This is a genomic window from Gulosibacter chungangensis, from assembly GCF_008831155.1.
Classification (GTDB): Bacteria; Actinomycetota; Actinomycetes; order Actinomycetales; family Microbacteriaceae; genus Gulosibacter; species Gulosibacter chungangensis.
The window spans coordinates 297,620-311,713 of sequence record NZ_WBKB01000002.1 but is presented as its reverse complement, the minus strand read 5'-3'; the positions used below and the strand labels follow the sequence as shown (position 1 = coordinate 311,713).

Below are 14,094 nucleotides of genomic sequence, written 5' to 3'. Positions count from 1 at the left end.
AGGAGGGAATATGGATCTCAGCACCGCCCGAATTGTTCGCGGCGAAGACATTGTGGCAGTTGACCAGGCACTGGCCGAAGAAACGGCCGCCTATCTACTCGATCGTGTACACGAAGCGAAAGTGGTACACGTTGCACTGTCTGGCGGATCGTTCGCAGACCGCGCGCTCCCCCGGATTATTGACGTTGCCAATGACTACGGTCTTGACTGGTCCAAGGTGCATGTTTGGTTTGCCGACGAGCGCTTCGTCCCTCGCGGTACTCCGGAACGAAACGCCGGCCAGATTGTCACCGCGATGCGGGCTGCAACTGGTTTTCAAGCCGAGAACCTGCACATCCCTGCCGGCAGTGACTCAGGTCTATCGCTCGATGAGGCGGCGAATGACTATGCGGACCGGTTGAATCGCATCATCGGTATTTCGAATCGGAACCGATTCCCTTCGCTCGATCTCGTGCTGCTTGGTATGGGACCTGACGGTCACACCGCATCCCTCTTTCCAGGTGCGGCCGAAACCGAGGTGGAGGACCGTCTCGTTGTGCCGGTGAGGAATTCACCCAAGCCACCAGCAGAGCGTATTTCACTGACCTTCCCGGTGCTCTCGGAAGCGATGTGCTGTTGGGTGTATGCCACCGGCGCGAGCAAACAAGAGGCGCTCAAATTGGCGCTTTCCGGTCAAGCAAGTCGGAGCGAATCTCCGGTCGGACACGTGAGTGCGGCAGAAGAAGTTGTGGTGTTTGCCGACGCCGCGGCACTCGGTGAATAACTCCTAAGTCGACTTCGGGCTCCGAACCATGCTGGTTCGGAGCCCGAAGTCGTTTTGTGCGAGACCTAGTACAGGCCCGGGGTCGTGAACTTAGAAAGTACACCCATGAGGACGATCGCCACGATCCAGATCACTAGGGTCCAGGTGGTCATCCGGTTCAAATTCTTTTCGGCCACGCCCGAAGAGGAAGCACTCGAGGTGATGCCACCGCCAAACATGTCGCTGAGGCCCCCGCCCTTACCGCGGTGCAGCAAGATAAACAGAATGAGCAGCACGCTGGTAATTGCGAGAATCACCTGCAGGATGACGAGGAGAATATCCACGAGGGCCTTTCAGCGGGAAATCAAACGGACGGGGCCAATTGGCCCCGTCCGAGTATAGGCGATAGATCTGAATCTACGCGCCGACGTGCGAACGGTATCGAATGATCGAGGAGAAATCTTCGATGCTCAAGCTCGCGCCGCCAATGAGTGCACCATCAATATCAGGTTCACGCATGATGCTCGCCACATTCCCCGGCTTGACCGAACCGCCATAGAGGATGCGCGTGGCCGCTGCGGTCTCTTCGCCGAGTTGCTCGGCGAGCGCGCCACGCAGGGCGGCGCAGACTTCCTGCGCTTGTTCGGCAGTGGCGACTTGACCGGTACCGATCGCCCAAACGGGTTCATAGGCGATCACGATTTCGGTTCCCGGCGTTACGTCTGCCAGCCCCGCTTTGAGCTGCTTGATCGAGACATCAGCTGGGTTAGCGGATGCCTCGCGCTCCTCGAGGCTTTCCCCTACGCACAGCACGGGCACGAGTTCGTGTCGAAGTGCGGCGTTCACTTTTGCCCGACAGATCTCATCATCCTCACCGTGAATCGTGCGTCGTTCAGAGTGGCCGACGAGTGCGTACCGGGCACCCAGCGTCCGAATAAACTCTCCCGAAATATCTCCGGTATAGGCACCCGAATCGTGCTGAGAAAGATCCTGCGCGCCGTATTCGAGTTCAAGCTTGTCCGCCTGAATAATCGTCTGCACGCTGCGGATATCGGTAAACGGCGGGAACACTGCAACCTCGACCTGTTCAAAGTCGTGTTGAACATCCTTGAGCGTCCAAGCGAGCTTCTGCACAAAAGCTATGGACTGGAGATGATTAAAATTCATCTTCCAGTTGCCCGCCATCAGCGGCGTACGAGCGGTTACCATCCAAGTACCTCCAAACCCGGTAGGCGCTTACCCTCGATGAGTTCGAGGCTCGCACCACCACCAGTAGAAACATGTCCAAATTCATCGTCCGCAAAACCGAGCGTACGAATGGCTGCGGCCGAATCGCCACCGCCTACGACTGAGAGACCGTCCACCGCAGTCAGCGCCTGGGCTACCGCCGAAGTTCCCGAGGCAAACTCGGGGAACTCAAACACGCCCATCGGGCCATTCCAGAACACCGTCTTCGAATCGCGAATCGCCTCAGCGTATGCCTTCTCGGATTCCGGACCGATGTCGAGACCGATGCCCTCGGCGCCAAACGAAGATGACTCAATCGCATCCGCGGGCACGATCTCGTGTGCCGCATCCGCAGCGAATTTCTCCGCGACGTTAATGTCCGTGGGCAGCAGCAACTCGACGCCGCGCTCAGCCGCCTCGGCAAGGTATCCCTTTACCGTTTCGAGCTGGTCAGCTTCCAATAGCGATGTACCGATCGCGTGACCCTGCGCAGCCAAGAATGTGAAAAGCATCCCGCCGCCAATGACCAAGCGGTCAACCCGAGGCAGCAGGTTCTGAATTACCCCGAGCTTGTCCGATACTTTCGAACCGCCGAGTACCACGGTGAATGGCTGCTCCGGATCGTTGACCACGCGGCCGAGTTTCTCGACTTCATTCGCTACCAGCAGGCCCGCTGCCGAAGGCAAGAGCTTAGCCAGTTCGTATACCGAAGCCTGCTTGCGGTGAACGACACCAAAGCCGTCGGATACATACGCGTCACCCAGCTGCGCGAGCTCCTGTGCGAAGGCCTCGCGCTCGGCTTCATCCTTGCTCGTCTCCCCGGAGTTGAACCGAAGGTTCTCGAGCACCACTACCTCGCCGTCGGCGAGTTCGGATACGAGTGAACGCGCGCTTTCCCCCACCGTGTCGACAGCGAGTTTGACGTCCTTATCGAGCAGCTGCGCCAGGCGTTCCGCGGCGGGTGCCAGTGAGAACTCCGGGTTTGGCTCACCCTTGGGTCGACCCAGGTGCGAGATCACAATGACCTTCGCGTTCTGCTCGAGGAGGGCCTGAAGGGTCGGCAACGAAGCACGCGCACGCCCGTCGTCGGTGATTTCGCCGCCTTGCAGCGGCATATTGAGATCGCAGCGGACAATCACCCGCTTACCAGAAAGATCGCCGAGTGATTCGAGCGTACGCAATGCCATACGTGATTACCTACCTTGTGTTGTTGCCACTTGCGGATGAGAACTAGCGTCGAAAAGCCGGTACCGAACTCAGAGACGGTCGGCGACGTAGGCCGAGAAGTCCATGAGTCGTTCGGTGTAACCCCACTCGTTGTCGTACCAAGAGGAGAGCTTCACCAGGTTTCCTTGCACTCGGGTCAATGGTGCGTCGAAGATTGACGAGTGGTGTTCACCGATGATGTCGCGCGAGACAATCGGATCCTCGTTGTACTTCAGAATCCCCTGGAACTCGCCCTCAGCCGCTTCCCGATATGCCTCGTTGATTTCTTCCACGGTCAGTTCGCGCTCGGTCTGTACCGTCAGGTCAGTAATCGACCCGGTCTCTACCGGCACGCGTAGGGCGAATCCATCCAGCTTGCCAGCAAGTTCTGGCAGTACAAGTGAGACTGCCTTGGCGGCGCCAGTAGTGGTCGGCACAATGCTGAGCGCAGCGGCTCGGGCACGACGCAAGTCCTTGTGCGGTGAGTCTTGGAGTCGCTGGTCCGCGGTGTATGCGTGCACCGTGGTCATGAGCCCTGACACGATGCCGAATCGATCATTGAACACCTTTGCCAATGGCGCGAGGCAGTTTGTGGTGCACGAGGCATTCGAAAGTATGTGGTCGGTTTCCGGATTGTAGTCAGTGTGGTTCACGCCGTACACGAATGTCGGCGCCGGGCCCTTTGCGGGTGCCGAAAGAAGGACCTTCTTTGCGCCGGCATGCAGATGAGCCTGCGCCTTGGCAGGGTCGTTGAAGCGCCCGGTGCATTCGAGTACCAATTCGACGCCCAGCTCCGCCCAGGGCAGTTTCGCGGGGTCAGGTTCGGCGAGAGCGTGCACTTGGTGCTCGTCGACATAGATATTTTCATCGTCGTGTGAAACGCGATTCTGCAGCACACCGGAGGTCGAGTCGTACTTCAGCAGGTGGGCCAGCGTGAGATTGTCAGTGAGGTCGTTAATCGCGACGAGCTCCAAGTTCGGGTGGCTGCCATCAAGCAGTGCCCGAGCGTAGCTGCGCCCGATACGACCAAAGCCGTTAATAGCGATCTTCGTCAAGGTGTGCTCCTTTTGTGAAGTGCGACGGTGACATGGTTCGGGATGGACCAATCACGGGAGATAGCTCCGAGACTTACGCTACCCACATTCGGTTAAGGGAATCCTGCAGATTTGGTCTCCGTGCAGGATTATTCGAGATCCTCACCCTCAGGAACAGATTCCATCGTCCCAGGAATGCCGCGATCGCTTGCGCTTCGGTCCGCTAGGGACAGCAGTCGACGCACCCGACCAGCCACCGCATCCTTCGTCATCGGCGGTTCAGCCCGCTGCCCGAGCTCATCCAAGGATGCTTCGCGGAACTTGAGGCGCAACTCCCCCGCGTACTTCAGGTGCTCAGGGATGTCCTCACCGAGGATTTCAAAGGCACGCTCGACACGGGCGCAGGCGGTCACAGCGGCGCGGGCGGAGCGGCGCAGATTGGCGTCATCAAAGTTCACGAGTCGGTTGGCGGTGGCTCGAGTTTCGCGACGCTGGCGAAGCTTTTCCCACTCGGCAAGAACCTGCTTGGCACCGATGGTGGCGAGCATTGCATTGATCGCTTCGACTTCACGCAGGACCACCCGATTGACGCCTCGCACCTCACGTGCTTTTGCGCTAATGCCTAATCGGCCCGCCGAACCCACGAGTGCCATGGCAGTCTCGCGGTTGGGGCACGATATTTCGAGGGATGCGGAGCGACCCGGGTCCGAGAGGGTTCCAGCGGCGATGAACGCACCCCGCCAGATCGCCGCGAGGAGGTCTGCGGTACCGAGTGTGAGTCGGTTCGGCAGGCCCCGAACGATGCGGTTCCGCCCGTCCATGAGCCCCGTCTGTCGTGCCAGAGTGTCGCCCTGGTCAATGATGCGCACGAAGTAGCTCGTCTGCCCCTGCTTCCCTGCCGATGATCGCCCCAGACGTGCGCGAATCCCGTAGAGGGCGCCAATCTCTCGGCCAAGCCGCAGGGCAAGTTCTTCGGCATCCAGTTCAGCCTCGATGATGTAGCGGTGCGAAATCATCTGCAGAGCACCGGTAAATCGCAGGATGCTCGTGACTTGCGCTGCACGAGCCTGATTCGTGCCCGGGCTTACGCCAGCGATTTCCTGCTTTACCTGCGCCGTAAGCGACAATTTTCCTCCATCTCGGCGGCATCCTCACCAGGACGCCAAAACGTCTGCGCCCACGTTGCGTGGGCGAAACTAGAATCTTACTCCCGACCGAGGTCTCGGTGGCGCACGGAGACCGTTACGTCGTCACGCTGCCGAAGTTCACCCGCGAGCCGCTCGGTCATCGCCACGGAGCGATGCTTACCTCCCGTGCAGCCGATCGCGATCAACGCGTGGCGCTTATTTTCACGCAGGTAACCCTCGATGATCGGGGCAATCATTCCGTCGAAGTGCTCAAGAAATTGGTCCACGCCCGGCTGTTCAAGAACATAGTCACTCACCCGCTTATCGCGCCCGTTGAAGGGGCGCAGCTCTGGAACCCAAAAAGGGTTGGGCAGGAAGCGCATGTCGAGCACAATATCGGCGTCCGTCGGCGTGCCGTACTTGAACCCAAAGCTCATGACCGTCAACTGCACACGGTGGTGATCGGGTTCCCCGAATCTGTCGGTCACCCGCTGATTGAGCTGATGCACGTTCAACTCGGAGGTATCGAACACGACGTCCGCCTGACTGCGCAGTTCCCGAACCCGGTTACGTTCGGTGGCGATCGCATCCACAATCGTGCCGTCCTGCTGCAGCGGGTGAGGGCGACGCGACTGTTCGTAACGGCGCACCAGCGCCTCATCACTCGCGTCCAGGAAGAGCACCTGCACGTCGTAGGTTTGGCGCAGTTCTTCGCTGAGATCGTGGAAATGCTCAAGCAATCGACCACCGCGAATATCGATAGCCACCGCGAGCTTCGGTAGTGAGTCGCGGGCCTTGCTGGCCACCTCGATAAGCGGACGAATCATTTGCGGGGGCAGGTTGTCGACCACGAACCAGTCGAGGTCCTCAAAAGCCTTACACGCGGTTGAGCGGCCAGCTCCAGACATCCCCGTCACAATGACGAGTTGTTGACGCTCACCTTCCTCCATCTTCGGAGTCATTTCATCTGGTGTGTACATGCTCGCCCCCTGTTTCGCTCACCCTGACAAGACTAGTCACTCTTCTTGCCGATGGTACGCACAATGAGTTTCGCGGTTTCCAGGCCAATTCCAGGAACCGCGGTGAGTTCCTGGGCGCTGGCTTCTCGGAGTCGTTTGACCGACCCAAAATGCCGGATGAGCGCCTTCGTCCTTGCGGGACCGATTCCGGGCACCTCGGAGAGTTGCGTGTGGATATCAGTTTTCCGAGATCGACGCTGCGCAGTAATCGCAAACCGGTGGGCTTCATCACGCAAACGCTGCACCAGGAATAGTGCTTCGGATGAACGAGGCAAAATCACTGGGAAGGGGTCATCCGGGAGCCAAAGTTCCTCTAGCCGTTTAGCAATTCCAGCAATAGCGATTTCGCCTTCCTTGCCGCTATCACGAAGTGCTCTTGCCGCGGCCGCCACCTGTGGCTGGCCACCGTCAATGAGGAGCAGTTGCGGTCGATAGGCAAATTTCTGCTGCTGTACGACTGGCGCAACCACCGTACCTTCCGCCTCGGGATCGTCACTGACGGTGACTTCGGCGGTGGGGTCGACCGGTTCCGCAGCTTCATCCTCATCGAGCCGAGCCAGTCGACGCATCAGAGTTTGGTAAATGGAATCAGTGTCGTCGGTGGAATCAGCGATATTGAACCGTCGATAATCGCGCTTCTTCGGAAGGCCGTCTTCAAAGACGACCATGGATGCGACGATACCGGTGCCCTGGAGGTGCGATACATCATAGGCTTCGATCCGGAGCGGCGCCTCGCTCATGCCAAGCGCATCCCGAAGGTCATTGAGCGCATCCGTTCGGGCAACGAAGTCGGCCGTACGCTTGAGCTTGTACTGCTTGAGTGCTTCCATCGCGTTAATGCCCGCGGTTCGCAAGACGTCCACTTTCGCCCCGCGCTGCGCGGTCTTCAGTTGCACCCGACTGCCGCGAATTTCGGTGAGCACCTCGGCAAGGGCCTCCGCGTCATCAGGAAGGGTGGGCACAATCACTTCCCGTGCCGGTCGCTGTGCCTGCTCGCCATACACGTCTTGCAGAATCTGCTGCACGAGTGTGCCGCGTGCCACATCGAGTTCCTTATCGAGCACCCAACCACGAACCCCGCGCACTCGACCGTTGCGAACGGCAAAGAGCTGCACCGCGGCAGAGAGTTCGTCCTCGATAATTCCGTACACATCAGCGTCTGCCGAGTCGGGCAGCACTACCGCAGATTTTTCTAGCAGCGTCTCCAGCGCCTGGATGCGGTCACGCAACTTTGCCGCATCCTCGTAGCGGAATTCTTGCGCGGCTTCATTCATTTCGCGCTTCAGCTCATCGGCCACGGAGCGGTCATAAGTCTCCATGAAATGCACAAACTTGTCGACCACTGCCCGATGCTCGGCAATCGTCACCTTCTGTGAACATGGCCCACCGCATTTGCCGATTTGCCCGGCAAAGCAGGGCTTACCGGTTTGCATCGCACGACGGTAGTTCGTGTCATTGCAGGTACGAATCGGAAACACCTGCAGCATCAGGCTCATTGCTTCGGTGACCGCAAACACCTTCGGGAACGGCCCGAAATAGCGCGCACCGCGAATCTTGTGATTCCGGGTCATCATGACGCGAGGTGACTCATCAGCCAGTGTCACCACCATGTACGGATAGGACTTATCGTCCTTCAACCGCACGTTATAGGGCGGCGAATACTCCTGAATCCAGGTGTATTCCAGCTGCAGTGCCTCCCGCTCCGTGTTCACCACGGTCCAGGTAACCTCCGCCGCGCTTGTCACCATGCGGCGGGTTCGCTCGTGCAGTGTCTCAAGCGGCGCGAAATAGTTCGCTAACCGAGCACGTAGGTTCTTGGCCTTGCCAACGTAGAGCAGTCGCCCATCCGAGTCCAGCCACCGATAGACGCCGGGGCCGGTTGGAATGTCGCTCGATTTTGGTCGCCATTCCAGATAGCTAGTCACTTCGCTCCCGCAAGCTCCCGCGCGCCAAAAATCTCGGCCAGGAATTCACCCGTGGCGCTTTCCGGAACCTTGGCAACGCTTTCCGGCGTGCCAGTTGCCACCACCGTGCCGCCACCCGAACCGCCTTCGGGTCCCATATCGATCACCCAATCGGCGGACTTAATCACGTCCAAGTTGTGCTCGATCACGATCACGGTGTTGCCTTTTTCTACCAGGCCGTCCAAAACGAGCAGAAGCTTGCGAACGTCTTCAAAGTGCAGCCCGGTAGTCGGTTCGTCGAGCACGTAGATCGTCCGACCATTCGAACGGCGCTGCAACTCGGTGGCAAGCTTCACGCGCTGCGCTTCACCACCCGAGAGCGTGGTTGCGGACTGCCCCAGACGCACATAGCCGAGCCCAACATCCACAAGGGTTGCGAGGAAGCGATGGATCGACGTGATCGGCTCAAAGAACTCGGCTGCCTCAGAGATCGGCATTTCCAGGACATCCGCAATCGTCTTGCCCTTGTAATGCACCTGCAAAGTTTCGCGGTTATAGCGCTTGCCGTCACAGGTCTCGCACTTCACGTAGACATCCGGCAGGAAGTTCATCTCGATCTTGATCGTGCCGTCACCGCGGCATTCCTCGCAGCGCCCGCCCTTGACGTTGAAGGAGAAGCGGCCAGCCTGATAGCCGCGGACTTTCGCCTCCGGAGTTTCGGCAAAGAGATTGCGGATGCGATCAAACACGCCCGTGTAGGTAGCCGGATTAGAGCGCGGGGTGCGACCAATCGGCGCTTGATCAACGTGCACGACCTTGTCGAGGTGTTCAATACCGGTGATTCGCGTGTGCTTACCCGCCACCCCACGGGCTCCGTTGAGCTTATTGGCCAGAGTCCGCTCCAACACGTCATTGACCAGCGAAGATTTCCCGGAACCCGAAATACCGGTAACCGCGGTCATAATGCCGAGCGGGAAATCCACCGTGACGTTCTTGAGGTTGTTTTCACGCGCACCGACCACCGTGAGCTTGCGTTGCTTATCAAACTTGCGGCGTTTGCTCGGCACCGGGATGCTGCGTCGACCTGCGAGGTAGTCCCCCGTGATCGATCGTTCGTTGTTGAGCAACTCTTCGTAGCTGCCGGAGTGCACCACCTCCCCGCCGTGCTCACCCGCGCCGGGGCCAATGTCGACGAGCCAGTCAGCGGTGCGAATGGTGTCTTCATCGTGTTCGACCACGATGAGTGTATTGCCAAGATCACGCAGGTTCTCGAGCGTGGCGATTAGTCGGCGGTTGTCACGTTGGTGAAGGCCGATCGATGGCTCGTCGAGTACGTAGAGCACGCCGGTCAGGCCGGCACCAATTTGGGTAGCCAGGCGGATGCGCTGTGCTTCCCCACCCGAGAGACTCCCGGCTGAACGAGCAAGCGTGAGGTAGTTCAAACCAACCTGCGTGAGAAAGTTCAGTCGAGCCCGCAATTCGCGCAGCACCTGCGCTCCCACCTTCGCTTCGCGCGGAGTGAGTTCGAGGCCCTCAAAGAAGGCCTTGCTGTCGTCCAGGGACATTAAGGTGACGTCGGCAATCGACTTGTCGTTCACCGTCACCGCCAGCACTTCGGGGCGAAGTCGTGCCCCGGCGCAACTCTTGCATGGCACCTCGCGTAGGTACTGCACCCAGCGCTCCCGCTTGGCATCACTTTCGGCCTCGGCGTGCTGGCGTTCGATGTACGGCACCACACCTTCAAAGCCGGATGCGTAGGTCACCTGGCGACCGAACCGGTTCCGGTAGCGCACCTTCACCTGATAGTCCTTACCGTGCAGCAGTGCCTGCTGGACAGCTTTCGGAAGCTTGCGCCACGGCGTGTTGAGATCAAAGCCGAGTTCCTCAGACAGCGCCACGAGAAGCCGCTCGTAATACTGATAGAGCGACTTCCCCTGCGTAGACCACGGCAAGATGGCGCCCTCATTGATGGAGGCCTCGGGGTCGCCAATCATCAGATCTTCGTCGACGGCCATTCGGATGCCAAGACCGTCGCAGGTCGGACAGGCACCGAACGGTGCGTTGAAGGAGAACGTGCGCGGTTCGATCTCGTTCAGTTCCAACTGGTGACCATTCGGGCAAGAAAGCTGCTCCGAGAAGGACTGGAATTCATCCACACCGTCGCGGTCGACGAATTGCGCGATCACTCGACCGTTCGCGAGACCAAGTGCAGTCTCCAGCGAGTCAGTCAACCGGTCAAGCAGATCCTCGCTCGCAACCAAGCGGTCGACGATGACCGAAATATCGTGCTTATAGGACTTCTTCAGCTTTGGTGGATTGCTGAGCTGGATGCGCTCCCCATCGACCATGGCCCGGGCAAAGCCCTGCTGGGAGAGTGAGGAAAAGAGGTCGACGAACTCGCCCTTTTTCTGTTGCACCACTGGCGCGAGCAGTTGATACCGGGTCCCCGCCGGTAGCTCCATGAGCTCGTCAGCGATCTGTTGCACCGTGGAGGAGGTGATCCGCTCACCGCACGTGGGGCAATGCGCGATCCCGACGCGTGCCCACAACAACCGCATGTAGTCGTAGATTTCGGTGATCGTGCCCACGGTCGAGCGAGGGTTACGGTTCGTCGATTTCTGATCGATCGAGACGGCCGGGCTGAGGCCTTCGATGAAATCTACGTCAGGTCGGTCTACCTGTCCGAGGAACTGGCGAGCATAGGCAGAGAGCGACTCGACGTAGCGGCGTTGCCCTTCGGCAAAGATAGTGTCGAAGGCGAGTGACGACTTACCCGAACCCGAGAGACCGGTAAACACCACCATCTTGTCACGCGGAATCTCCAGGTCGACATTCTTGAGATTGTGCACGCGCGCGTGCTGCACGCGCAGCGTTGATTGGCCGGAAACCGACCCAAATGTATCTTGCGGTTGCGCGAACGCGTCAGAATGGCTCAAGGCTTGGGAACTCACCTCGCTAGCGTACTCCGGGCACCCGACACGCGCGCCCAATCTCTCAAGCAGCGAACAGCGCTCCATCGCTTTCCCCACCGGCTCTGCAGACCCCGAACGTTGATGATCATGACGTTGTGCAGCGGTGAAACGTCCACGGGTTCAAACACGGGAGCTTATCCCTTGACGTGGCCCGCGGTCTTGAACTGGCGCAGGTCGCGTTTGAGGTCGGCCAGTTCATCTCGCAGGCGAGCCGCCAACTCAAACTTGAGTTCCGAGGCTGCCGCAAGCATTTGCTCGTTGAGATCGGCAATCATTGCTTCCAGTGTCTCGGCGCCTTCGGCACCAATCCCCTCGCGTTTGAGCTTCGGCGTGGGTTGGCGTCGCTTATCGGTGTCCGAACCCTTGAGTAGCTCTTCGGTGTCTCGGCCCTCACGAATAAGCACCTCCGTGATGTCATTGATTTTCTTCCGCAGCGGCTGCGGATCAATTCCGTGTTCCTCGTTGTAGGCGATTTGCTTCTCGCGACGACGTTCAGTCTCATCAATTGCTTGCCTCATGGCCGCGGTGATCTTGTCCGCGTACATGTGCACCTCGCCCGAAACATTTCGGGCGGCACGACCGATGGTCTGGATCAGCGAGGTTGCCGAGCGCAAGAAGCCTTCCTTGTCCGCATCCAGAATTGCCACCAACGAAACCTCGGGCAGGTCGAGCCCCTCTCGCAGCAGGTTGATGCCGACGAGAACATCGAAAACACCGGCCCGGAGTTCGCTGAGCAGTTCCACGCGCTTGAGCGTGTCCACGTCCGAGTGCAGATAACGCACCTTCACACCGTGCTCCCCAAGGAAGTCCGTGAGGTCCTCAGCCATGCGCTTCGTCAAGGTGGTAACCAGGATGCGCTCGTTCTTCTCCACTCGCGTCTGTACTTCTTCAAGAAGATCGTCGATCTGCCCCTTGGAAGGCTTAACCACGATCTTCGGGTCAACCAAGCCTGTGGGGCGGATGATCTGCTCCACCACACCGTCCGCCTGCGAAAGTTCGTACTTGCCGGGCGTCGCCGAGAGGTATACCGCTTGGCCAATGCGCTCTTTGAACTCATCCCAGGTCAGTGGTCGGTTGTCGAGCGCCGAGGGCAACCGAAATCCGTAATCCACGAGCGTGCGTTTACGGGAGGCGTCGCCCTCGTACATGGCGCCGATCTGTGGCACCGTCACGTGCGACTCGTCGATCACCAGGAGGAAATCATCCGGGAAATAATCCAGGAGGCAGTGCGGTGGCTCGCCCTGCGAGCGACCGTCAAGGTGACGCGAATAGTTCTCGATTCCCGAACAGAAACCGAGCTGCTCCATCATTTCGAGGTCAAAGGTGGTGCGCATCTCCAGGCGTTGGGCTTCCAACAGCTTATTTTCGTCGCGCAATTGTTCGAGTCGCCAGCGAAGCTCTTCGCGTATCTCATCCATCGCCCGTTGCATCACGTCTTGACTGGTGACGTAGTGCGAGGCCGGGAACACACTCACCGAATCGGCTTCGCGCACCACTTCGCCCGTGAGCGGGTTCAGCATCGAGATTGCATCTACTTCGTCACCAAAGAGTTCAATGCGAACCGCAAGTTCCTCGTACACCGGAATGATCTCAATCGTGTCGCCCTTGACTCGAAAGGTGCCGCGCTCAAATGCAACGTCATTGCGGCTGTATTGCATGGCAACAAATTTGCGGATCATGTCCTGCCGCGAAATGATGTCGCCCACGTGCAGCGCGAGCATTGAATCGTAGTATTCCTCGGGCTTACCCAAACCGTAAATGCAGGAGACCGTGGAGACCACGACCACATCCCGGCGTGAGAGCAAGGAGTTGGTCGTTGAATACCGCAATCGTTCAACTTCATCGTTAATCGAAGAGTCCTTCTCAATGAAGGTGTCCGTCTGCGGCACATATGCCTCGGGTTGGTAATAGTCATAGTACGAAACGAAATACTCAACTGCGTTGTTCGGCATCAGTTGCCGGAACTCATTCGCCAACTGCGCTGCGAGCGTCTTGTTGTGCGCCATGATCAGTGTCGGCCGCTGCACCTGTTCAATCAACCACGCCGTCGTCGCCGATTTACCGGTACCGGTTGCCCCGAGCAGCACGACATCGGTTTCGCCCGCATTAATACGCTTCGCAAGTTCGGCAATGGCCTGAGGCTGATCGCCGGCTGGCTGGTACTCGCTGATCACTTCGAAGGGACGGACGATTCTGGTGGGTTCCATCCCTCTACCCTATGCAGGGATGCTGACGACTGGCTTTCGAAGGCTTCAGGAAAACCAAACGGCGGCGAATGCACTGACATTCGCCGCCGTGAGATTGTTCAGTCGAACATTAGCGCTGCAGGTGAGCGCGCATGAACCACTGGAACTTTTCGAGTTCGCGTGCCTGACCGATGAGGAGGTCCTCGGTCAGTGGCTCTTCACCAGCAACCGCGATCGACGCTCGGTAGTTTTCGATCACGCGAGTGTAGACCTCGTCCAAAGCGGCAAGGTGGTCAATCGTGGACGCGAATCCTAGCGAGTAGTCCTCGTGGTCACGGTTCTTCACGAGCGCACCCGGTACACCGTTCGCAGCAACACCCAGTGCCACGATTCGTTCGGCGACCTCGTCCGCATAGGCACGAACAAGCTCAATTTGAGGGTCGAGCATTTCGTGCACACCGATGAAGTTTGGGCCCTCTACATTCCAGTGAGCGTGCTTCAGGGTGAGGTGCAATTCATTGAGGTCGAAAAGCTGCTGCTGGATCTGCTTCGCAAGCTTGTGTCCAGTTGCAACATCAATGCCAGGAACGGTGTAGTCCTTCGCATCCTGACCAGCTCGGAAGTTCACGTTATGAGTAACGCTCATTGCGATAGTCCTTTCGTCGGTGTTCTCTCTC

Annotated in this window: 11 protein-coding genes; 1 reads left to right on the top strand and 10 read right to left on the bottom strand. The window is 58.7% G+C overall.

Going from position 1 to position 14,094, the window contains the following annotated elements:
• Positions 1–10 precede the first annotated feature (10 nt).
• The gene (gene pgl / locus F8O05_RS04840) at positions 11–763 is read left to right on the top strand and encodes a 6-phosphogluconolactonase (RefSeq protein WP_158051621.1); all 753 of its coding nucleotides are present in this window, start codon (positions 11–13) and stop codon (positions 761–763) included.
• Positions 764–828: 65 nt separating this feature from the next.
• Here pgl and secG read toward each other — a convergent pair whose 3' ends face one another.
• The 10 genes from secG to F8O05_RS04790 all read right to left on the bottom strand — a co-directional run bounded on the left by secG (position 829) and on the right by F8O05_RS04790 (position 14,063).
• Positions 829–1,086, bottom strand: a complete 258-nt coding sequence (secG, locus tag F8O05_RS04835) for a preprotein translocase subunit SecG (RefSeq protein ID WP_158051620.1) — start codon at positions 1,084–1,086, stop codon at positions 829–831.
• Between the two features lie 73 nt (positions 1,087–1,159).
• Complete coding sequence (gene tpiA, locus F8O05_RS04830) at positions 1,160–1,951, bottom strand: triose-phosphate isomerase (RefSeq protein WP_158051619.1); 792 nt, start codon at positions 1,949–1,951, stop codon at positions 1,160–1,162.
• Positions 1,945–3,156: a phosphoglycerate kinase gene (locus tag F8O05_RS04825; protein ID WP_158051618.1), complete on the bottom strand. Its 1,212-nt coding sequence runs from the start codon at positions 3,154–3,156 to the stop codon at positions 1,945–1,947. The genes tpiA and F8O05_RS04825 overlap by 7 nt, the downstream gene beginning before the upstream one ends.
• A 69-nt stretch (positions 3,157–3,225) precedes the next feature.
• On the bottom strand, positions 3,226–4,230 hold the full coding sequence (gap, locus tag F8O05_RS04820) for a type I glyceraldehyde-3-phosphate dehydrogenase (RefSeq protein WP_158051617.1): 1,005 nt from the start codon (positions 4,228–4,230) through the stop codon (positions 3,226–3,228).
• 128 nt (positions 4,231–4,358) lie between these two features.
• Positions 4,359–5,336: a DNA-binding protein WhiA gene (gene whiA / locus F8O05_RS04815; protein WP_158051616.1), complete on the bottom strand. Its 978-nt coding sequence runs from the start codon at positions 5,334–5,336 to the stop codon at positions 4,359–4,361.
• 77 nt (positions 5,337–5,413) lie between these two features.
• Positions 5,414–6,298: an RNase adapter RapZ gene (rapZ, locus tag F8O05_RS04810; RefSeq protein WP_158051615.1), complete on the bottom strand. Its 885-nt coding sequence runs from the start codon at positions 6,296–6,298 to the stop codon at positions 5,414–5,416.
• Positions 6,299–6,348: 50 nt separating this feature from the next.
• Positions 6,349–8,280, bottom strand: coding sequence for an excinuclease ABC subunit UvrC (gene uvrC, locus F8O05_RS04805; RefSeq protein WP_158051614.1), 1,932 nt, complete (start codon positions 8,278–8,280; stop codon positions 6,349–6,351).
• Positions 8,277–11,276: an excinuclease ABC subunit UvrA gene (uvrA, locus tag F8O05_RS04800; protein ID WP_158051613.1), complete on the bottom strand. Its 3,000-nt coding sequence runs from the start codon at positions 11,274–11,276 to the stop codon at positions 8,277–8,279. The genes uvrC and uvrA overlap by 4 nt, the downstream gene beginning before the upstream one ends.
• Positions 11,277–11,365: 89 nt before the next feature.
• Entirely contained in the window at positions 11,366–13,438 is a 2,073-nt protein-coding gene (gene uvrB / locus F8O05_RS04795; protein ID WP_158051612.1) for an excinuclease ABC subunit UvrB, read from the bottom strand.
• A 109-nt stretch (positions 13,439–13,547) separates the two neighbouring features.
• The gene (locus F8O05_RS04790; protein ID WP_158051611.1) at positions 13,548–14,063 is read right to left on the bottom strand and encodes a Dps family protein; all 516 of its coding nucleotides are present in this window, start codon (positions 14,061–14,063) and stop codon (positions 13,548–13,550) included.
• Positions 14,064–14,094 lie beyond the last annotated feature (31 nt).

Bases quoted from the DNA above. Each gene is read 5' to 3' on its own strand.
- tpiA (WP_158051619.1), bottom strand. From the start codon at position 1,951: ATGGTAACCGCTCGTACGCCGCTGATGGCGGGCAACTGGAAGATGAAT.
- pgl (WP_158051621.1), top strand. From the start codon at position 11: ATGGATCTCAGCACCGCCCGAATTGTTCGCGGCGAAGACATTGTGGCA.
- F8O05_RS04790 (WP_158051611.1), bottom strand. From the start codon at position 14,063: ATGAGCGTTACTCATAACGTGAACTTCCGAGCTGGTCAGGATGCGAAG.
- uvrA (WP_158051613.1), bottom strand. From the start codon at position 11,276: ATGGAGCGCTGTTCGCTGCTTGAGAGATTGGGCGCGCGTGTCGGGTGC.
- F8O05_RS04825 (WP_158051618.1), bottom strand. From the start codon at position 3,156: ATGGCATTGCGTACGCTCGAATCACTCGGCGATCTTTCTGGTAAGCGG.
- rapZ (WP_158051615.1), bottom strand. From the start codon at position 6,298: ATGACTCCGAAGATGGAGGAAGGTGAGCGTCAACAACTCGTCATTGTG.
- uvrB (WP_158051612.1), bottom strand. From the start codon at position 13,438: ATGGAACCCACCAGAATCGTCCGTCCCTTCGAAGTGATCAGCGAGTAC.